Genomic DNA, 18,824 nt, shown 5'->3' with positions numbered 1-18,824 from the left:
AGGGAACGGGGGCTTGGGCGCTATCGGTCGTGGTGTGTGCGCAGAAAGTGGCGCAATGGACCCGGTGCGGGTTGCCCCGGGCGAGGACTGCGTGGGTGCGGCCGTGGCCTCGACTGGGTGGGCCGGGAGTAATCGCGGCCGAAGCCGCTCCCACAGATGCTCGGAGTACGCGCTTAGAGCGCCTCGCTCCACAGGCTGACATTCAGGCTGTGACTGGCACCTGCGGCCAGCTCGATGCAGTCGTCCCAGACGTTGGCGGTTTCGATGCACAGCATGCGCTGCCAGGCGTCATCGGCGAACTGCGACAGGCGCTGGGCCTTGTCGATCCAGGGGTTCCACACCACAGCCGAGTGCGAACCGCTGGTTTCAATGAGGGTGCGTCGCTTCCAGCCGTTGTCGACCAGGGCCAGGCGCGGCGGTACGTCCAGATAGATGCGATCGGTTTCGCCGGCAAACTGTACGGCACCGCTTTGGCGGCATTCCCGCCAGTCGTCCAGGGTCTCGAGGTAGCGGCAGCCGTCCAGGCCCAGCACGCTGGCCTGGCGGATATCGCTGACGGCAAAGTAGCTGTGCAGGGCCTGGCTCAGGTGCAGAGGCTGCTCGCCCAGGTTGCGGCTGGTCAGGCTCAGGTGCAGGCGTTGGTCGAGGCGAATGTCCAGGCGCAGCTCGGCGTCATACGGCCAGTGCGGCAGCGGTTGCTGGCGGCTGTCGTAGAGAAATTGCAGGGTCACCGACTCGCCCTGCTGCTCGACACCCAGCAACTGCCAGTCCAGCCCGCGCACGCCGCCATGGGCCGGCGCGCTGGTGGGGGCGGCATGCTGGTGTTGCAGCGCTTGCGGGTTGCGCTGCAGGTCGCCGAACCAGGGCCAGCATACCGGGATACCGCCCCGTACAGACTGGCCACGGTTATAGCTGGCCTGCTCGCTGCACCAGATGATCGGAGGTTGATCGCCGTGCTGGTAATGCATGATCTGCGCGCCTTGCTGGGCCACCAGCAGCTCGCTATCGCCCAGGTGCACACGCCAGCAGGTCAGTTGGTCCAGGTCTAGGCGTTCGATTTGCGCTTGGCTCATGGGCTTTCTCCGTGTCGTGCGGTCATTTGACCGCAGCGCGGGGCAAAGGCCAAGCGCCATGAAAAACGCCGACACGGAGTCGGCGCTGTCTGTTTCGGTGCTGTCTAGCTGCGCCGGGGCGGAACCGGACGGGTGCGGCCGCTGCCGTCGATGGCGACGAAGACGAAGACCGCCTCGGTGACCTTGCGCCACTCACTGGACAGCGGGTCGTCGCTCCACACCTCGACCAGCATCTGGATCGAGCTGCGACCGATTTCCAGGGCCTGGGTATAAAAGGACAGCTGCGCGCCGACGGCTACGGGCACCAGGAAGGCCATGCGGTCGATGGCCACGGTAGCGACGCGGCCGCCGGCCACCTTGCTGGCCATCGCCGTACCGGCCAGATCCATCTGCGACACCAGCCAGCCGCCATAAATGTCACCGAAACCATTGGTTTCGCGCGGTAGGGCGGTGATCTGCAGGGCAAGGTCGCCCTGCGGGATGGGATCATCCTGTTCGAGTTCGATCATGGCTGGTACGGCCCCCGGTTCTTATGTTTGGTTGCGGCGCATGGCGCGCAGTATATAGGGCGGCGCAGCGCAGCACGACCGCCCGGTCTGGCTTTTGCGCGGCAATTTCGCGCCTTCATCGAACTGTAACAATCCGTTCATAGAGTGTTCATGCGGCCTGTCGATACTTGGGCCCGTTCCATCCAACCCCTTCCTGCTAGGAGCAAGGCATGAAACTCAAGCGTTTGATGGCGGCCCTGACCTTCGCCGCCGCTGGCGTAAGCGCTGCCAGCGCTGTTGCCGCTATCGACCCGGCTCTGCCGACCTATGAAAAGACTTCCGGTGTATCGGGCAACCTGTCCAGCGTCGGCTCCGATTCCCTGGCCAACCTGATGACGCTGTGGGCCGAGGAATACAAGAAGCAGTACCCGAACGTGAACATCCAGATTCAGGCTGCCGGCTCCTCCACTGCGCCGCCCGCGCTGACCGAAGGCACTGCCAACCTCGGCCCGATGTCGCGTGCCATGAAGGACAACGAGCTGCAGGCCTTCGAAGAGAAGTTCGGCTACAAGCCGGTCGCCGTGCCGGTGGCCATCGACGCCCTGGCCGTGTTCGTGCACAAGGACAACCCGATCAAGTCTCTGGACATCGCCCAGGTCGACGCGATCTTCTCCAGCACCCGCCTGTGCGGTGGCGCCAAGGACATCACCACCTGGGGCGACCTGGGTCTGACCGGCGAGTGGGCAGCCAAGCCGATTCAGCTGTTCGGTCGTAACTCGGTGTCCGGCACCTATGGCTACTTCAAGGAAGAAGCGCTGTGTAAGGGCGACTTCAAGGCCAACGTCAACGAGCAGCCGGGCTCGGCCTCCGTGGTGCAGTCGATCTCCAGCACCCTGAACGCCATCGGCTACTCGGGCATCGGCTACAAGACCTCCAGTGTCCGCGCCGTGCCGCTGTCGAAGAAAGGCGGTGAGGCCTTCGAGGCTTCCGAAGCCAATGCCCTGGCCGGCAAGTTCCCGCTGGCACGCTTCTTCTACGTCTACGTGAACAAGGCTCCGAACAAGGCGCTGTCGCCGCTGGAGGCCGAGTTCCTCAAGCTCGTGCTGTCCAAGCAGGGCCAGGAAGTGGTGGTCAAGGATGGTTACATCCCGCTGCCGTCCAAAGTGGTTGAGAAGACCATGAAGGAACTGGGCCTGTAACAGGCCTGCCAGCGGGCTGGCCCTCGTGCCGGCCCGTTGTTCGATGCGCCCGCTACTCTCTTGGAGTCGCGGGCGTTGTCGCGTCACTGGGCTGTAATCTTTCTGTCACACAAGCCGGATAGATTGACGTACCTCACATTGAGCGGGCTGTGTCCGCAGCGCCCGAGAACTCCTTATGAACGACCTGGCCCATAACAGCATGAGCGCTTCCGCGAACAACCACCGGATCGACTTCGACACCCCAGCCTTGCAGCGCAAGCGCCGCATTCGCGCCCTCAAGGACAAGATGGCGCGCTGGTACGTGTCCATTGGCGGCCTGGCCGTGCTGGGCGCGATCACCCTGATTTTCTTCTACCTGGCCTACGTGGTGCTGCCGATGTTTGCCGGCGCCGAGCTGGAATCGCGTGAAGCGCAGCAGCCCGCCTGGTTGGCGCAACAGGAGCCGGCCCTGCTGATGGCCGTAGAAGAGCAGAACAAGGTGGCCATGCGCCTGGACGCTGCTGGCCGTGTGCAGTTCTTTGCGCTGAAAGACAGCGCCGAGCTGAACAACATTGCCCTGCCATTGCCGCAGGGCAGCCGGATCGTCTCGGTGGCGCAGGATCAGCCAGGCAGCCGCCGCGTGGTGCTGGGCCTTTCCAACGGCCAGGTCCTGGTGTTCGAGCACGCCTACAAGGTCAGTTACCCGAACAACGTCAAGACCATCACCCCGACCCTGGACTTCCCCTTCGGCGAGGCGGCCATTGCGCTCGACCCCCAGGGGCGTGCTCTTGAGCACGTGGCGATCAGCCAGAACGGTGACAGCCTGATGCTCAGCGCCTCGGTCGGCGCCGAGCTGCAGTTGCTGACCATCAGTCGCGAAGAGAACCTGATGACCGGTGAGGTGAGCCTCAGCGAAGAGCGCATCGCGCTGCCGCAGATCGCCGAGCCGATCAAGTCGATGATTATCGACCCGCGCCAGCAGTGGCTGTTCGTGATCAACGGCAAGGCCACTGCCGATGTCTTCGACCTGCGCAACAAGAGCCTCAACGGGCGCTACAAGCTGCTCAGTGGCGAGGCGGAGGTGAGCAACGTCACGCCGCTGCTGGGCGGCATCTCGCTGATGGTCGGCGACAGCCGGGGTGGTATCAGCCAGTGGTTCATGGTGCGTGACGCCGACGGCAAGGCCGCGTTGACCCATATCCGCGGTTTCCAGCTGGGCGACGCTGCGATCACCCAGATTCTTCCGGAAGAGCGCCGCAAAGGCTTCCTGGCGCTGGATGCCGAGGGCCGCATGGGCATCTTCCACAGCACCGCGCACCGCACCCTGCTGGTCGAGCCGGTCGCCGAGGGCGCCGCCATCGCCGCCCTGTCGCCGCGTGCCAACCGCGTGCTGGTGGAGAGCAACGGCCAGCTGCAGCGCTACTACATCGATAACCCGCACCCGGAGATCTCCTGGAGCGCGCTGTGGGGCAAGGTCTGGTACGAGAGCTACGACGAGCCCAAGCAGGTCTGGCAGTCGACCTCGGCCAACAGCGACTTCGAACCCAAGATGAGCCTGGCGCCTCTGACCTTCGGCACCCTCAAGGCGGCCTTCTACGCCATGCTGCTGGCCGCCCCGCTGGCCATCTGCGCGGCCATCTACACCGCCTACTTCATGGCCCCGGCCATGCGCCGCAAGGTCAAGCCGGTGATCGAACTGATGGAAGCGCTGCCGACCGTGATCCTTGGCTTCTTCGCCGGCCTGTTCCTGGCGCCCTATGTCGAGGGTCACCTGCCGGGCATCTTCAGCCTGCTGCTGCTCACCCCGGTCGGCGTGCTGCTGGCTGCCTATGCCTGGAGTCGCCTGCCGGAGCGTATCCGTCTGGTGATCCCGGATGGCTGGGAAGCGGCCCTGCTGATCCCGGTGATCCTGCTGATCGGTGCCGGCGCCCTGGGCATGAGCGGTCACCTGGAGAACTGGTTCTTCGGCGGCGACATGCGTCTGTGGATCAGCAATGACCTAGGCATCACCTTCGATCAGCGCAACGCCCTGGTGGTCGGCCTGGCCATGGGTTTCGCGGTGATCCCGAACATCTACTCGATCGCCGAAGACGCCGTGTTCAGCGTGCCGAAGAGCCTGACTTTCGGCTCCCTGGCCCTGGGGGCTACGCCCTGGCAGACCCTGACCCGCGTGGTGATCCTCACCGCCAGTCCGGGCATCTTCTCGGCGCTGATGATCGGTATGGGTCGTGCGGTGGGTGAAACCATGATCGTGCTGATGGCCACCGGCAACACGCCGATCATGGACATGAACATCTTCCAGGGCCTGCGTACCCTGGCCGCCAACGTGGCGGTGGAGATGCCGGAATCCGAAGTGGGCAGTACCCACTACCGCGTGCTGTTCCTCTCCGCGCTGGTGCTGCTGACCTTCACCTTCGTGATGAACACCCTGGCGGAGCTGATCCGTACCCGCCTGCGCAAGAAATATGCGTCGCTCTGAGAACTGGGGAAGGTAGACGTCCGTGAAAAGCAAAGAGCAAAACCTCAAGTCCTGGTTCAAGAGCGGTTCGCCCTGGGTCTGGATGACTGCCAGCGGCGTGTCCATCGCCGTGATCATGACCATCGGCCTGCTGTCGGTGATCGCTGTGCGTGGCCTCGGTCACTTCTGGCCAGCCGACGTGGTGCAGGCCAGCTACCAGGTGCCGGGCGAGGCCCCGCGTCTGCTCGCCGGCGAGCAGGTACAGGTCGAGGAAGTGCCGCGCGCGCGCCTGGCCGCCGCCGGCCTGCCGGTGGACGTCAACGGCGGCGAGTTCATGACCCGCGAACTGCTCAAGGTCGGTAACCGCGAAGTCTACGGCGCCGATTTCAGCTGGATCGTGGCCGAGTGGCTGAGCGATCTGCAGACGCCGGAAAACCTGCTGGTGATGGAACGCCGTGAGTGGGGCAATTTCTATGGCTACCTGGTCAGCGTCAAGGAGTCCGGTCAGGTGGTGGCCGAGGGCGACGCTGCCTGGCCCGAGCTGCAGGCACGCATCGAGCGTGTCGGCGAGCTGCATCAGCAGCTGGTTCGGCTGGAGAAGAAGGACATCGGCCGCATCAACGCCGGGCTGGAGCGTATCCGCCTGGAGAGCCGCGGGCTGGAGCTCAAGGGCCAGCTGGACGCCGCCGCCCAGGCCGATCTGGATGCCCAGCGTGCCCAGTGGGATGCTGAGTACAAGGTGCTGGAGGCCGAGCTGATCGAACTCAACGGCCAGTTCAATCGCGACAGCGTAGTCGTGCGCACGGCCGACGGTCGTGAGCAGGAGATCAGCCTGGGCAAGGTGGTGCGCGCCTACCAGCCGAACGCCATGGGCACCCTGGAAAAGCTCGGCTTCTATTTCGCCAAGATCTGGGAATTCCTCAGCGACGACCCGCGCGAAGCCAATACCGAGGGCGGCATCTTCCCGGCCATCTTCGGCACCGTGATGATGACCCTGATCATGGCCGTGATCGTCACCCCGTTCGGTGTGCTGGCGGCCATCTACCTGCGCGAGTACGCCAGCCAGGGCCCCCTGACCCGCATCATCCGCATCGCCGTGAACAACCTGGCCGGCGTACCGGCCATCGTCTACGGCGTGTTCGGCCTGGGCTTCTTCGTCTATGTACTGGGCGGCTCGCTGGATCGTCTGTTCTTCCCCGAATCCGCACCGGCGCCAACCTTCGGTACCCCGGGCCTGCTGTGGGCCTCGCTGACCCTGGCGATTCTCGCCGTGCCGGTGGTCATCGTCGCCACCGAAGAAGGCCTGGCGCGCATCCCGCGGGCCCTGCGCGAAGGCTCCCTGGCCCTCGGCGCGACCAAGGCCGAGACCCTGTGGAAAGTGGTATTGCCGATGGCCAGTCCGGCCATGATGACCGGCCTGATTCTCGCCGTGGCGCGCGCTGCCGGCGAAGTGGCGCCACTGATGCTGGTCGGCGTGGTCAAGCTCGCACCGAGCCTGCCGGTAGACGGCAACTACCCCTACCTGCACCTGGACCAGAAGATCATGCACCTGGGCTTCCATATCTACGACGTCGGCTTCCAGAGCCCCAACGTCGAGGCCGCCCGCCCGCTGGTGTACGCCACCGCGCTGCTGCTGGTGCTGGTGATCGCCCTGCTCAACCTGAGCGCGGTGTTCATCCGTAACCACCTGCGCGAGAAGTACAAGGCACTGGATCATTGATTAACGGTGTCGCCGCGGCGGCACGAACGAATTGTTAGCGTAGGGAGCCTCCCATGCAGCACGAAGTACACACCCACGGTATCGACATGGCCGCCCTCGGCCGTCAGAAGCAGGGCCTCAACCTGGCCGAAGAGACGGTCGCCCTCGAGGTGCCCAAGCTCAACCTGTATTACGGCGAGAAGCAGGCGCTGTTCGACGTCAGCCTGAACATCCCCAAACAGCGCGTGACAGCCTTCATCGGCCCGTCCGGCTGCGGCAAGTCGACCCTGCTGCGCACTTTCAACCGCATGAACGACCTGGTCGACGGCTGCCGCGTGGACGGCCAGATCCTCCTCGACGGTCAGGACATCTACAAGAAGGGCGTGGACGTCGCCGAGCTGCGGCGCCGCGTCGGCATGGTGTTCCAGAAGCCCAACCCCTTCCCCAAGAGCATCTACGAGAACGTGGTGTACGGCCTGCGCATCCAGGGCGTGAACCAGAAGCGCGTGCTCGACGAGACCGTGGAGTGGGCGCTGAAGAGCGCGGCGCTGTGGGATGAAGTGAAAGACCGTCTGCACGAGTCGGCCCTGGGCCTGTCCGGTGGCCAGCAGCAGCGTCTGGTGATCGCCCGGACCGTGGCGGTGCAGCCGGAAGTGCTGCTGCTCGACGAACCCTGCTCGGCCCTCGACCCGATCTCCACCCTCAAGGTCGAAGAGCTGATCTACGAGCTGAAGAGCAAGTACACCATCGTTATCGTCACCCACAACATGCAGCAGGCGGCACGGGTTTCCGACTACACCGCGTTCATGTACATGGGCAAGCTGATCGAGTTCGGTGACACCGATACGCTGTTCACCAACCCGGCGAAAAAACAAACCGAAGATTACATCACCGGCCGCTACGGCTAACCCCTGGCTATGCGAAACCGCGCCGGGCGTTGTCGGCGCCGCTTGCCGTACGAGTTGTACTGTCTGCGCGGCGCCTCCTAGCCCGACACAATTTCGCAAAGGCCAGGACGATTGAATTTCAAGAACCTAATTCGCTGCACAAGGGCTCGACCATGATCAACAAAGACAGCCTCACCCACCACATCTCCCAGCAGTTCAACGCCGAGCTGGAGGAGGTGCGCAGCCACCTGCTGGCCATGGGCGGCCTGGTCGAGAAGCAGGTCAACGACGCCGTCACCGCGCTGATCGAGGCCGACTCCGGCCTGGCCCAGCAGGTGCGCGAGATCGACGACCAGATCAACCAGATGGAAACCAACATCGACGAGGAATGCGTGCGCATCCTCGCCCGTCGCCAGCCGGCCGCCTCCGACCTGCGCCTGATCATCAGCATCTCCAAGTCGGTGATCGACCTCGAGCGCATCGGTGACGAGGCCTCGAAGATCGCCAAGCGCGCCATCGAGCTGTGCGAAACCGGCGAAGCGCCGCGTGGCTACGTCGAGGTGCGTCACATCGGCGATCAGGTGCGCAAGATGGTGCAGCAGTCGCTCGACGCCTTTGCCCGCTTCGATGCCGACCTGGCCTTGTCCGTGGCCCAGTACGACAAGACCGTCGACCGCGAGTACAAGACCGCCCTGCGCGAGCTGGTCACCTACATGATGGAAGACCCTCGGGCGATCAGCCGCGTGCTCTCGATCATCTGGGTCCTGCGTTCGCTGGAGCGTATTGGCGACCACGCACGCAACATTGCCGAGCTGGTGATCTACCTGGTACGCGGCACCGACGTGCGCCACATGGGCCTGGCGCGCATGCAGGAAGAGGTGCAGGGCAAGGCTGACTAAGCCTTTGTCCATCGTCGCGCTGCATGCCGTTGGCCTTGGGCCATCACCCCGGACTATGCTTGTCGGCATTGTTGCCGGGAGTGGTCGATGAGCAAAGTCAGTGTGCTGGTGGTGGATGACGCCACCTTTATCCGTGATCTGGTGAAGAAGGGCCTGCGCGACAACTTCCCTGGCATCCAGATCGAGGAAGCGGTGAATGGGCGCAAGGCTCAGCAATTGCTGGGCCGGCAGGCAGTCGACCTGATCCTCTGTGACTGGGAAATGCCGGAAATGTCCGGCCTCGAACTGCTCACCTGGTGCCGTGGCGAAGAGGCACACAAGATCACGCCCTTCATTATGGTGACCAGCCGTGGTGACAAGGAAAACGTGGTGCAGGCCATCCAGGCCGGCGTTTCCGACTACATCGGCAAACCCTTTTCCAACGAGCAGCTGGTCACCAAGGTGAAGAAGGCGCTGCACCGTGCCGGCAAGCTGCAGGCCCTGGCGGCCAGTGCGCCGCCGAAGATGCTCAGCACCGGTGCCTTCGCCAATGATTCCCTGGCCGCCCTGACCGGTGGCAATGCCGAAGTGGTCAAGCCCGCAGCCAAGGCGGCGGCGCAGCCCAAGGCCGAGGCCCCTGCCAAACCCTCCAAGCCTTCCGGCCCGCCTGCCGGACGCGGCCAGGGCCAACTGCGTTTGCCCAATGGCAGCATGTCCTGCGTAATCAAGGCGCTGAGCCTCAAGGAGGCGCTGCTGGTGGTCAAGCGCGGGGATTTGCTGCCGCAGGTGCTGGAGAGTGCTGTCCTCGACCTCGAACAGGGCGAGGCCGCCGAAACGGCACGCCTCAATGGCTACCTGCACGCGGTGGCGGCGCTGGAGCCCAAGCCGGACAGCGAGTGGCTGCAGCTGACCTTCAAGTTCGTCGACCGCGACCCGCAGAAGCTCGACTACCTGTCGCGCCTGATTGCCCGCGGTACCGCGCAGAAGCATTTCGTGCCCGGTGCCTGAGCGGCGAGCCTGGGTTAGCAATTCTCACGCAACAAAAAGGGAAGCATTTGGCTTCCCTTTGTTCATTACCTGCAAGGCTTAGCGCCAGAACGGCTTGCTGATCTCTTCGGCGCGTTCGTTCAGGCTGATGCCGGCATCGGCCAGCAGGCGCTCGTCGAGACGGGCCAGCTCGCGGCGGCTGCTCACGCGGCGCTGCCACAGCAGCAGGGTGGCCAGGGCGCGCAGCGGCAGCAGGCCGGTGGCGTCGGAGGTGTGTTGCTTGAACATCGAGGCGGAACCGAGGGTACGTTCCATGGTGGTGCTTCCTTCCGCTTGTGGCGGGCTAGAGAGTGTTCTACTGGAAGGCTATTTTCCTGACTACATGGTCGATTTTGTAGGCACAGCTGGGCTAAATTGTCGGGCTGTTTATTAGCCAGCTTCCTAACTGTTCTGCTTCTATGGCAGCAACTGTACTGGTCATCCGTGGAAAATCATGCAATTGAGTGAAGGGCGTGATTTTTAACTGGGCAAGGTCGAGAAAATAGCGACTTGCCACCGGTACAGATGCGGAGATAATCCAGTAAGAACTGCATCTGTTATTGCTGTAAACGGGCCCACGAAGCCTGTCTGCAGCCTCTAGCGTTTCGGTAAGCCCACGAGGACACTTCTATGACCGACCAGAGTCAGCAATTCGCCAGCGACAACTATTCCGGTATCTGCCCGGAGGCCTGGGCCGCCATGGCCGAGGCCAATCTCGGCCACCAGCGTGCCTACGGTGACGATCAGTGGACGGCACGTGCCGCCGACCAGTTTCGCCAGCTGTTCGAGACCGACTGTGAGGTGTTCTTCGCCTTCAACGGCACGGCAGCCAACTCCCTGGCGCTGGCCTCGCTGTGCCAGAGCTACCACAGTGTGATCTGCTCGGAGACGGCGCACGTCGAGACCGACGAGTGCGGCGCGCCGGAGTTCTTTTCCAACGGCTCCAAGCTGCTGACCGCGCGCACCGAGCAGGGCAAGCTGACCCCGGCCTCGATCCGCGAGGTCGCCCTCAAGCGGCAGGACATTCACTACCCCAAGCCGCGCGTGGTGACCCTGACTCAGGCCACCGAGGTCGGCACCGTCTACACCCCGGACGAAGTCCGGGCGATCAGCCAGGTGTGTGAAGAGCTGAACCTCAACCTGCACATGGACGGTGCGCGCTTCTCCAACGCCTGCGCCTCCCTGGGCTGCAGCCCGGCCGAGCTGACCTGGAAGGCCGGCGTCGACGTGCTGTGCTTCGGCGGCACCAAGAACGGCATGGCCGTGGGCGAGGCCATCCTGTTCTTCAACAAGGCCCTGGCCGAGGACTTCGACTACCGCTGCAAGCAGGCCGGTCAGCTGGCTTCGAAAATGCGCTACCTGTCGGCGCCCTGGGTCGGTCTGCTGCAGGACGACGCCTGGCTGCGCTACGCCGGCCACGCCAACCGCTGTGCGCGCCTGCTGGCCGAACTGGTGGCGGATGTGCCGGGCGTGAGCCTGATGTTCCCGGTGCAGGCCAACGGTGTGTTCCTACAACTGTCCGAGCCTGCCTTGCAGCGCCTGCGCGACTGGGGCTGGCGCTTCTACACCTTCATCGGTGCCGGTGGCGCACGTTTCATGTGCAGCTGGGATACCGAGGAAGCGCGGGTGCGCGAGCTGGCGGCAGATATCCGCAAGGCCATGGGGGCAGCCTAGTTCGCCACTCCACCCAGGCAGTTACCCCCAGCCTGGGTGGATCACCTTGTGGATAAGCTGTAGGTCAAGCGTGCTGCGCCAGGCTTGGCGCGCTCTGCCGGTGGTTGGGTGATTTCTAGGCAGCCGTTTCATGCGGGCACGCAAGTTAATCACAGAGAGTGTGCAAGCTTATGTGCGCAGGCTGTGGATAGATGTTCGCTCGCCAGTGCTGCCGTGGGGTCTGGGTTGGCGAGTGTTTTTTGTGCAGCCACCTGTGCGCATTGCGAGCTATGCGGCGGCTGAGTGCCCGCCATTTGCGCCACCCGCCGGTGATGGCGGACAGCGTGCGCCGAGCCGGCATCCTGCCGGCCCGGGCGCGTCCGGCTCAGGTGCCGGTCTTGATCTTGCTCCAGGCGCGCGTGCGCACGCGCTCGATCTTCTGCGGCAGCGGCTTGAGCACGTAGAGGTTCTTTTGCGCTTCGGCCGAGGGTGACAGGTCGGCGTCGTCGCGGATCGCGGCGCTGACCAGGGCCATGCCGTCCTTGTTCGGGTTGGGGTAGCCGAGGAAGTCGCTGATCGGCGCCACCACTTTCGGATCGAGCAGGTTGTTGAGGAAGGCGTGGGCCTCGTCGACGTTCTTGGCATCGGCCGGGATGGCGAAGGAGTCGTACCACAGCGGTGCGCCTTCCTTCGGCAGCTTCCACTGCACCACCACGCCGTTGCCCGCTTCCTTGGCGCGGTTGGCGAACTGGAAGAAGCTGCCGGAGTAGCCGACGGCCACGCAGATGTCGCCGTTGGCGATGTCGGTCATGTACTTGGCCGAGTGGAAGTAGGCCATGTACGGGCGGATCTTCAGCAGCAGTTCGGTGGCCTTGTCATAGTCGGCCGAATTGGTGCTGTTGGGGTCGAGGCCGAGGTAGTCGAGGGCGATCGGCAGGATTTCCGCCGGCGAGTCGAGCATGGCCACGCCGCAGCTCTTCAGCTTCTCCATGTTTTCCGGTTTGAACACCAGGTCCCAGCTGTTCACCGGCGCGTCGTCGCCGAGGGCAGCCTTGACCTTGTCCGGGTTGTAGCCGATCAGCACGGTGCCATACATGTAGGGCACGGCGTGTTCGTTGCCGGGGTCGTTGGCGCTCATCAGCTGCAGCAGGTTGGCGTCCAGGTGCTGCCAGTTGGGCAGCTTGGACTTGTCCAGCTTCTGGTACACGCCGGCCTTGAGCTGGTTTTCCAGGAAGGTGTTGGTCGGCACCACCAGGTCATAGCCGGAGTTGCCCGCCAGCAGCTTGGCTTCCAGCGCTTCGTTGGACTCATAGGTGTCCCAGGTCAGCTTGATGCCGGACTTTTCGGCGAACGCCTTGGGCACTTCGGGCAGCATGTAGTCGGCCCAGTTGTACACGTGCAGCTCGGCGGCACTGGCCTGCAGCGCGCCGGCACAGAGCGTGGCGCCGAGCAGCAGCGGGATGGCTTTTTTCATCGTGGATTGCTCCCCTGGTTGAAAAACGGGCTCAGGTGCCCTGGAAACCTTCGAGTACGTTGACGGCGTTGATGCCGATCTCTTCCACCGCGTAGCCGCCTTCCATGACGAACAGGGTCGGCTTGCCCAGCGCGGCGATGCGTGCGCCCATGCGCAGGTAGTCCGGGCTGTCCAGCTTGAACTGCGAGATCGGGTCTTCCTTGAAGGTGTCGACACCCAGCGACACCAGCACCACGTCCGGCGCATAGGCGGCGATGCGCTGACAGGCGCTGTCCAGCGCCTGGCTGTACAGCGTCCAGTCGCTGCCGGCGGCCAGCGGCAGGTTGTAGTTGAAGCCGCGCCCTGCGCCTTCGCCTTCCTCATCGGCATAGCCGAGGAAGAACGGGAATTCGGCACGCGGATCGCCGTGGATAGAGGTCACCAGCACGTCGTTGCGGGCGTAGAAGATCGACTGGGTGCCGTTGCCGTGGTGGTAGTCGACATCGAGGATGGCCACGCGGCGGGCGCCCTGGTCGAGGCAGGCTTGTGCGGCGATGGCGACGTTGTTCAGGTAGCAGTAGCCGCCCATCAGGTCGGCGGCGGCATGGTGGCCTGGCGGACGGCACAGTGCGAAGGCGCCGTGAGCGCCGTCGGCGATGGCCTGCTGGCCGGTCAGGGCAACCTGCGCCGAGCTGTAGATGGCCTGCCAGGTGCCGGCGGTGATCGGTGCGCCGCCGTCGAAGCTGTAGTAGCCCAGCTGGCCGTGCAGGTGGTCGGGGCGCACGGCGCGCAGGCCGCGGGTTGGGAAGATGTAGGGCATCAGGTCGCCATCGACACCTTCCTGGGCCCAGCGCGCCCAGGCGCCTTCGAGGAATTCCAGGTAATCCAGCGCATGCACCCGTTCGATCGGCGCGCGGCCGAAATCATGCGGCTCGTGTACCTCGCCTAGGGCGCGTTCGCGCACCCGGGCCAATACGTAGTCGGCGCGTGCCGGCATTTCGAAGCAGGGCTTGAGTTCACCGTCGATCAGCTCGCAGCGGCCGTGGTGCAGGCGGTGATCGTCGCTGTAGATGGTCAGCATCTTGTTGTTCTCCACAGGGCATCTGCCGTCATTCTTGGCGGCTGGCGGCGGCTGGGGAACGGCAAGAGTGGCCACAAGGGGATAGATATGGCCACTTTTTGCCTGGCCTCAGGCGCGAAACCGGCTGGGAGGCTGGCCGCTCCAGCGCTGGAAAGCATGGCGGAAGCTGGCGGTTTCGCTATAGCCCATGGCTTCGGCGATGCGGTAGATGGGCAACTCGCCCTGTTCCAGCAGGTGCCGCGCACGGGCATAGCGCAGCTCGTCGAGCAGGCTCTGGTAGCTGCTGCCGGCATCGTGCAGGTGGCGGCGCAGGCTGCGTGAGGAACAGTGCAGTTGGCTGGCCAGACCGTCCAGGCCGGGCGGTGCTTCGAGCTGGGCGGCGAGCAGCTGGCGGCAGCGCATCACCAGCGACTGGCGGCTGGTGAACTCCTGATTGATCTGCCGGCAGCGGGCGAGCATGTCGCAGTGGGTGACCGGGTCGGCCAGCGGCAGGCGCTGTTCCAGCCACTCAGCGGCGAAGGCGAAGGCGTTGCGCGGTGCCTCGAACTGCCGGGTGCAGGGGAAGCTGTGCCGGTACTGAGCCTCGTACGCCGGCGCGGCATGGGTGAACTGTGCACCGATCAAGGGCAAAGAGCGCCCCAGCAGGTCGTCGCAGATCAGTTTCATCGAGGCCAGGCAGAACTCGGTGTTGAAGGTTTCCAGCTCCGCCTGGTCGCGGTAGCCGGCGGCCTGCAGCCAGACCCGCTCGCCTTCGTGTACCAGGCTCAGTTCGAAGTAGGTGCCGAGCAGGGCGGGGAACTCCAGGGCGCGCTGCAAGGCGTCACCCAAGGTAGCGCTGGAGATCAGGGTGTAACCCAGCGCGCCATAGGACGACACATGCATGCGCCGACCCAGCTCCAGGCCGAGGCTCTGGCAATGCTCGCGGGCATTGGCGCAGACGCGCATCTCCTGGTTGGTGCTGATGCGGAAATCCGGGTGCTGCAGGTCGGCGAGGCGAATGCCGCTGCCCTCCAGCAGGCTTTCGGCGCTGAGCCCGGGGCGCTCAGCGAGCAATTGCAGGATCAGCGAGACGGTATGCAGGGTGGTGAGTTGCGAATGCAGCATGGCGATACAACGGGCCGATGGAGCCTTTGCTGCAGCAAGAACTATGCCCCTGTATCGGTAGGTGATGGCAGGCACGCGGCTGGCGTCTAGTGCTGAACGCCGAAGCGGGTTCGGCGCGTTGTGGAGTTTGTGCATGCAAGCGCTGTTGCAGGAAATCATCGAGCAGGTCCGCCCGCTGCTCGGTCAGGGCAAGGTCGCCGATTACATCCCCGCGCTGGCCGAAGTGCCGGCTGATCAGCTGGGCATCGCCGTGTTCGGTGTGGACGGCAGCCTGCATACGGCGGGCGATGCCGAGCGGGCGTTTTCCATCCAGAGCATTTCCAAGGTGTTCAGCCTGGTGCAGGCCATCCAGCATTCCGGCGAGGCCATCTGGCAGCGCCTGGGCCACGAGCCGTCCGGGCAGCCGTTCAATTCGCTGGTGCAGCTGGAATTCGAGCGTGGCCGCCCGCGCAACCCCTTCATCAACGCCGGGGCGCTGGTTATCTGCGATATTAACGAGTCGCGCTTCGCCGCGCCGGCGCTGTCGCTGCGCGATTTCGCCCGGCGCCTGTCGGGCAATGGCCACGTGGTGGCGGACATGAAGGTGGCCGAGTCGGAATACCAGCACCGCGCGCGCAACGCGGCGGCGGCCTACCTGATGCAGTCGTTCGGCAATTTCCACAACGAAGTGGAGACGGTGCTGCGCAGCTACTTCCACCACTGTGCCCTGGCGATGAGCTGCGTCGACCTGGCCCGCGCCTTTGCCTTCCTGGCCAACCAGGGCTGCTGTCCACACAGCGGCGAGCAGGTGCTGAGCGCGCGGCAGACCCAGCAGGTCAACGCCATCATGGCCACCAGCGGCCTGTACGATGAGGCCGGCAATTTCGCCTACCGCGTCGGCCTGCCGGGCAAGAGCGGCGTCGGTGGCGGCATCGTCGCTGTGGTGCCGGGACGCTTCAGCGTCTGCGTGTGGTCACCGGAGCTGAACGCCGCGGGCAATTCGCTGGCCGGCATGGCGGCGCTGGAGCTGCTCAGCGAGCGCATCGGCTGGTCGGTGTTCGCGCCCGTGCAGGGCTGATTGGACACGGCGTGGGAGCGGCTGGGCGGCACTCCGCTTTAGCCGCGATGCTTTCTGCAAGCCCGCAATCGTGGCTAAGCCACTCCCACAAAGGCCCCTGACTGCTCCTGCTGCGGATGAACTACTCGGCCAGCTCGCCACACAGGTCGAGGGCGAACAGGCGTTCGACCTCTGCCTGTGGCAGGCCGGCGCCAAGCAGGCCGAACAGTTTGCCCAGCGCCGCTTCGCGGGTCATGCCGCCGCCGCTGACCAGGCCAGCGCCAGCCAGCGCGCTGCCGGCGGCGTATACACCGAACTCCACATGCCCCTGCGGGCACTGGCTGATGGCTGCCAGTACCACGCCGCGCGCGCGGGCTTCGCGCAGCACGTCGAGCAGTTCGGCGTCGTCGGCCGGGCCGGTGCCGCTGCCGTAGCACTCCAGCAGCAGGGCTTGCGGTGCGCTGGCCAGCACGCCACGCAGCTGGGCGGCGTCGAGACCGGGGAACAGCGGCTGCACGGCCAGGCGTACGGTTTGGCGGGGCTGGCGGTAGTGCAGGGCTGCGGGCAGCTCATCGAGATGCCGGCCATGGCGCGGCCGGGGGGTGTTGGCAAAGGCGTCGAACGCCTCGCTTTTCAGCTTGCTGGCGCGGGCGCCGTGCAGCAGTTGGCCGGCGAAATACAGGTGCACGCCGGGCAGGCAGCCTTCGGCCAGTGCGGCCAGGGCGCCGAACAGATTAGGCCAGGCATCGCTGCCGGGGCTGCCAGCCGGCAGCATGGAGCCGGTCAGCACGACGGGCACGTCGATGCCCAGCAGCAGGAAGCTCAGCGCCGCGGCGCTGTAGGCCAGGGTATCGGTGCCATGCAGCAGCAGTACGGCATCGCAGCCCTGTTCGTCGACGGCCTCGACGATGGCGTCGCGCATGGCCAGCCAGTGGCTCTGGCGCATGTTGGCGCTGTCGATTGGGGGCGACAGTTCCTGGAAGCGCCAGGCTGGCGCTGGGCGTTCGGGATGGAGGGCCTGTTCGGCGCGCAGGCGCGCTTCGAAACCGGAGGCCGGGGCCAGGCCGGCCTCGGTCATCTGCATGCCAATGGTGCCGCCGGTATAGAGCACCAGCAGGTTCTGCGAAGGAGTCATGGGCATTCCAACAACGGGCAGTAATGAAGTGCCAGGGAGGCTTGTTCGCCGCAGTTTAGCGGCGAATTACCGGCATCTGGGCAAAGAAAAGGGGGCTGTCGCCCCCTTCCCTGGTCCGGCAGCGTTTTAGCGCTGGTGCAGCTGATGAGCGATCTCAGCGGTTTGGCTGCTGCTGTGCGGCGCCTGCTGGGCGGCCCACACGCTGGGGTCGAGGTCCAGGTCGGCGAACTGCTTGGCGTCCAGTACCGGGGTTTCCACGCCGGCCTTGATCTGGCTGTCGTAGTCGCGCATCAGACGCAGGCCGACCTTGAACAACAGGGCCAGGGCGACCAGGTTGACCAGCGCCAGCAGGCCCATGGTCACGTCGGCGAAGGCGAACACGGTGGACAGGTCCTGCATCGAACCCCACAGCACCAGGGCGATGACCAGGGCACGGTAGGCGATCAGCAGCGGCTTCTTGGTGCTGAAGAAGCCCAGCGCGTTCTCGCCCAGGTAGTAGTTGTACACCAGGGTGGTGAAGACGAAGAGCAGCAGCGCCAGGCTGACGAATACCCGGCCCCACTCGCCGACCACGGCGGCCATGGCACTCTGGGTGAGGATCACGCCGCCGACCTCGGCGCCAGGCTGATAGACGCCGGAGAGCAGGATGATCAGCGCGGTGCTGGTGCAGATCAGCAGGGTGTCGATGAACACGCTGAGCGACTGCACGATGCCCTGCGCGGCCGGGTGCTTGACCTCGGCCACGGCGGCGACGTTGGGGGCGCTGCCCAGGCCGGCTTCGTTGGAGAACAGGCCGCGCTTGACGCCCATCACGATGGCCGCGCCGATGCCGCCGGCGAAGGCCGGCTCCAGGCCGAAGGCGCTCTTGACGATCAGCGCCAGGGTGGCCGGTACGGCCTCGATGTTCATGCCGATGACCACCAGGGCCATGACGATGTAGGACATCGCCATGACCGGCACCAGCACGTCGGCGGTGCTGGCGATGCGCTTGATACCGCCGAAGATGATCAGGCCGATCACTACCACCAGGGCGATGCCGCTGAAGTGGGTGGGAAGGCCGAAGGTGTCATGCAGCGAGCTGGCCACGGTGTAGGCCTGCAGGGCGTTGAAGCCGAAGCCGAACGTCACCAGCAGCAGGATCGAGAAGATGATCGCCAGCCAGCGCAGCCCCAGGCCGTGCTCGATATAGAAGGCCGGGCCGCCGCGGTAGCCGCCGTCTTCGGTGCGGCGCTTGAACAGCTGGGCCAGCGAGCATTCGAAGAAGCTGGTGGACATGCCGAGCAGGGCGACCAGCCACATCCAGAACACTGCGCCTGGGCCACCGAGGGTGATGGCCACGGCCACGCCGGCGATGTTGCCGGCACCGACACGACCGGCGACGGAGAGCATCAACGCCTGGAACGAGCTGAGTTGGCCCGGCTGACGTTTGAAGGCCTGGGCGAAGATGCTGAACATGCTGCCGAAGTAACGCAGCTGGACGAAACGCGAGGCGAGGGTGAAGTACAGACCGAGGCCCACCAGGGCGACGATGAGGACCTTGCTCCAGAGCAAGTCGTTGAGAAGATCAAGCATGGCGGAATGTCTCTCTTGTTGTAGTGAGCGCGTGCCGGCGCAGCGGCGATGCGGTATGGCCCGCGCATGGTTGGCCAGCGGCGCGTTTCGGGCAATTTCGCGG

At 64.9% G+C, this 18,824-nt stretch carries 16 protein-coding genes; 8 read left to right on the top strand and 8 right to left on the bottom strand.

Annotated elements, in window-relative coordinates; genetic code table 11:
- Nucleotides 1–173: 173 nt before the first annotated feature.
- Nucleotides 174–1,073, bottom strand: a complete 900-nt coding sequence (locus tag P7A97_RS09835; RefSeq protein ID WP_277689753.1) for a D-hexose-6-phosphate mutarotase — start codon at nucleotides 1,071–1,073, stop codon at nucleotides 174–176.
- Between the two features lie 104 nt (nucleotides 1,074–1,177).
- Nucleotides 1,178–1,582, bottom strand: a complete 405-nt coding sequence (locus P7A97_RS09830; RefSeq protein ID WP_277689752.1) for an acyl-CoA thioesterase — start codon at nucleotides 1,580–1,582, stop codon at nucleotides 1,178–1,180.
- A gap of 209 nt (nucleotides 1,583–1,791) precedes the next feature.
- On the opposite strand from P7A97_RS09830, the gene P7A97_RS09825 reads away from it, so the two are divergent.
- The 6 genes from P7A97_RS09825 (at nucleotide 1,792) to P7A97_RS09800 (ending at nucleotide 9,669) form a co-directional block, all read left to right on the top strand.
- Nucleotides 1,792–2,760, top strand: coding sequence for a phosphate ABC transporter substrate-binding protein PstS family protein (locus P7A97_RS09825; RefSeq protein ID WP_277689751.1), 969 nt, complete (start codon nucleotides 1,792–1,794; stop codon nucleotides 2,758–2,760).
- Nucleotides 2,761–2,935: 175 nt separating this feature from the next.
- The gene (locus P7A97_RS09820) at nucleotides 2,936–5,218 is read left to right on the top strand and encodes an ABC transporter permease subunit (RefSeq protein ID WP_277689750.1); all 2,283 of its coding nucleotides are present in this window, start codon (nucleotides 2,936–2,938) and stop codon (nucleotides 5,216–5,218) included.
- Nucleotides 5,219–5,240: 22 nt separating this feature from the next.
- On the top strand, nucleotides 5,241–6,917 hold the full coding sequence (gene pstA, locus P7A97_RS09815) for a phosphate ABC transporter permease PstA (protein ID WP_277689749.1): 1,677 nt from the start codon (nucleotides 5,241–5,243) through the stop codon (nucleotides 6,915–6,917).
- Between the two features lie 53 nt (nucleotides 6,918–6,970).
- Entirely contained in the window at nucleotides 6,971–7,804 is an 834-nt protein-coding gene (gene pstB / locus P7A97_RS09810; protein WP_277689748.1) for a phosphate ABC transporter ATP-binding protein PstB, read from the top strand.
- A gap of 152 nt (nucleotides 7,805–7,956) precedes the next feature.
- Nucleotides 7,957–8,682, top strand: coding sequence for a phosphate signaling complex protein PhoU (gene phoU / locus P7A97_RS09805; protein WP_277689747.1), 726 nt, complete (start codon nucleotides 7,957–7,959; stop codon nucleotides 8,680–8,682).
- Between the two features lie 87 nt (nucleotides 8,683–8,769).
- A complete protein-coding gene (locus tag P7A97_RS09800) occupies nucleotides 8,770–9,669 on the top strand; it encodes a response regulator (protein ID WP_277689746.1) in 900 nt (299 codons plus the stop codon).
- Between the two features lie 78 nt (nucleotides 9,670–9,747).
- On the opposite strand, the gene P7A97_RS09795 is transcribed toward P7A97_RS09800, so the two are convergent.
- Entirely contained in the window at nucleotides 9,748–9,963 is a 216-nt protein-coding gene (locus P7A97_RS09795) for a DUF1127 domain-containing protein (protein WP_277689745.1), read from the bottom strand.
- Between the two features lie 354 nt (nucleotides 9,964–10,317).
- On the opposite strand from P7A97_RS09795, the gene P7A97_RS09790 reads away from it, so the two are divergent.
- Nucleotides 10,318–11,361 carry a low specificity L-threonine aldolase gene (locus tag P7A97_RS09790; RefSeq protein ID WP_277689744.1) on the top strand — a complete coding sequence of 348 codons (1,044 nt, stop codon included), beginning with the start codon at nucleotides 10,318–10,320 and terminating at the stop codon, nucleotides 11,359–11,361.
- 364 nt (nucleotides 11,362–11,725) lie between these two features.
- Here the strand turns inward: P7A97_RS09790 and P7A97_RS09785 are convergent, their stop codons facing one another.
- The 3 genes from P7A97_RS09785 to P7A97_RS09775 all read right to left on the bottom strand — a co-directional run bounded on the left by P7A97_RS09785 (nucleotide 11,726) and on the right by P7A97_RS09775 (nucleotide 14,978).
- Nucleotides 11,726–12,814: a polyamine ABC transporter substrate-binding protein gene (locus tag P7A97_RS09785; protein ID WP_277689743.1), complete on the bottom strand. Its 1,089-nt coding sequence runs from the start codon at nucleotides 12,812–12,814 to the stop codon at nucleotides 11,726–11,728.
- 31 nt (nucleotides 12,815–12,845) lie between these two features.
- Entirely contained in the window at nucleotides 12,846–13,874 is a 1,029-nt protein-coding gene (locus tag P7A97_RS09780) for a histone deacetylase family protein (protein ID WP_277689742.1), read from the bottom strand.
- 108 nt (nucleotides 13,875–13,982) lie between these two features.
- Nucleotides 13,983–14,978, bottom strand: coding sequence for an AraC family transcriptional regulator (locus tag P7A97_RS09775; RefSeq protein WP_277689741.1), 996 nt, complete (start codon nucleotides 14,976–14,978; stop codon nucleotides 13,983–13,985).
- A gap of 133 nt (nucleotides 14,979–15,111) precedes the next feature.
- Between P7A97_RS09775 and glsB the strand changes: the two genes are divergently transcribed.
- Nucleotides 15,112–16,035 carry a glutaminase B gene (gene glsB / locus P7A97_RS09770; protein ID WP_277689740.1) on the top strand — a complete coding sequence of 308 codons (924 nt, stop codon included), beginning with the start codon at nucleotides 15,112–15,114 and terminating at the stop codon, nucleotides 16,033–16,035.
- Between the two features lie 121 nt (nucleotides 16,036–16,156).
- Here the strand turns inward: glsB and P7A97_RS09765 are convergent, their stop codons facing one another.
- The gene (locus P7A97_RS09765) at nucleotides 16,157–17,149 is read right to left on the bottom strand and encodes an asparaginase (RefSeq protein WP_277689739.1); all 993 of its coding nucleotides are present in this window, start codon (nucleotides 17,147–17,149) and stop codon (nucleotides 16,157–16,159) included.
- A gap of 126 nt (nucleotides 17,150–17,275) precedes the next feature.
- Nucleotides 17,276–18,721, bottom strand: a complete 1,446-nt coding sequence (locus P7A97_RS09760; RefSeq protein ID WP_277689738.1) for an alanine/glycine:cation symporter family protein — start codon at nucleotides 18,719–18,721, stop codon at nucleotides 17,276–17,278.
- Between the last annotated feature and the right edge of the window lie 103 nt (nucleotides 18,722–18,824).

Source organism: Pseudomonas sp. GOM6 (assembly GCF_029537485.1).
Lineage (GTDB): Bacteria > Pseudomonadota > Gammaproteobacteria > Pseudomonadales > Pseudomonadaceae > Aquipseudomonas.
The sequence above is the reverse complement of the archived record's forward strand: the minus strand, read 5'-3'. Positions and strand labels throughout refer to the sequence as shown.

Excerpts from the sequence above, each read along its gene's own strand:
- pstB (WP_277689748.1), top strand. The coding sequence starts at position 6,971 with ATGCAGCACGAAGTACACACCCACGGTATCGACATGGCCGCCCTCGGC.
- P7A97_RS09775 (WP_277689741.1), bottom strand. The coding sequence starts at position 14,978 with ATGCTGCATTCGCAACTCACCACCCTGCATACCGTCTCGCTGATCCTG.
- P7A97_RS09800 (WP_277689746.1), top strand. The coding sequence starts at position 8,770 with ATGAGCAAAGTCAGTGTGCTGGTGGTGGATGACGCCACCTTTATCCGT.
- P7A97_RS09760 (WP_277689738.1), bottom strand. The coding sequence starts at position 18,721 with ATGCTTGATCTTCTCAACGACTTGCTCTGGAGCAAGGTCCTCATCGTC.
- P7A97_RS09765 (WP_277689739.1), bottom strand. The coding sequence starts at position 17,149 with ATGACTCCTTCGCAGAACCTGCTGGTGCTCTATACCGGCGGCACCATT.
- glsB (WP_277689740.1), top strand. The coding sequence starts at position 15,112 with ATGCAAGCGCTGTTGCAGGAAATCATCGAGCAGGTCCGCCCGCTGCTC.
- P7A97_RS09790 (WP_277689744.1), top strand. The coding sequence starts at position 10,318 with ATGACCGACCAGAGTCAGCAATTCGCCAGCGACAACTATTCCGGTATC.
- P7A97_RS09795 (WP_277689745.1), bottom strand. The coding sequence starts at position 9,963 with ATGGAACGTACCCTCGGTTCCGCCTCGATGTTCAAGCAACACACCTCC.
- P7A97_RS09830 (WP_277689752.1), bottom strand. The coding sequence starts at position 1,582 with ATGATCGAACTCGAACAGGATGATCCCATCCCGCAGGGCGACCTTGCC.
- phoU (WP_277689747.1), top strand. The coding sequence starts at position 7,957 with ATGATCAACAAAGACAGCCTCACCCACCACATCTCCCAGCAGTTCAAC.
- P7A97_RS09785 (WP_277689743.1), bottom strand. The coding sequence starts at position 12,814 with ATGAAAAAAGCCATCCCGCTGCTGCTCGGCGCCACGCTCTGTGCCGGC.
- P7A97_RS09835 (WP_277689753.1), bottom strand. The coding sequence starts at position 1,073 with ATGAGCCAAGCGCAAATCGAACGCCTAGACCTGGACCAACTGACCTGC.
- P7A97_RS09820 (WP_277689750.1), top strand. The coding sequence starts at position 2,936 with ATGAACGACCTGGCCCATAACAGCATGAGCGCTTCCGCGAACAACCAC.
- P7A97_RS09825 (WP_277689751.1), top strand. The coding sequence starts at position 1,792 with ATGAAACTCAAGCGTTTGATGGCGGCCCTGACCTTCGCCGCCGCTGGC.
- P7A97_RS09780 (WP_277689742.1), bottom strand. The coding sequence starts at position 13,874 with ATGCTGACCATCTACAGCGACGATCACCGCCTGCACCACGGCCGCTGC.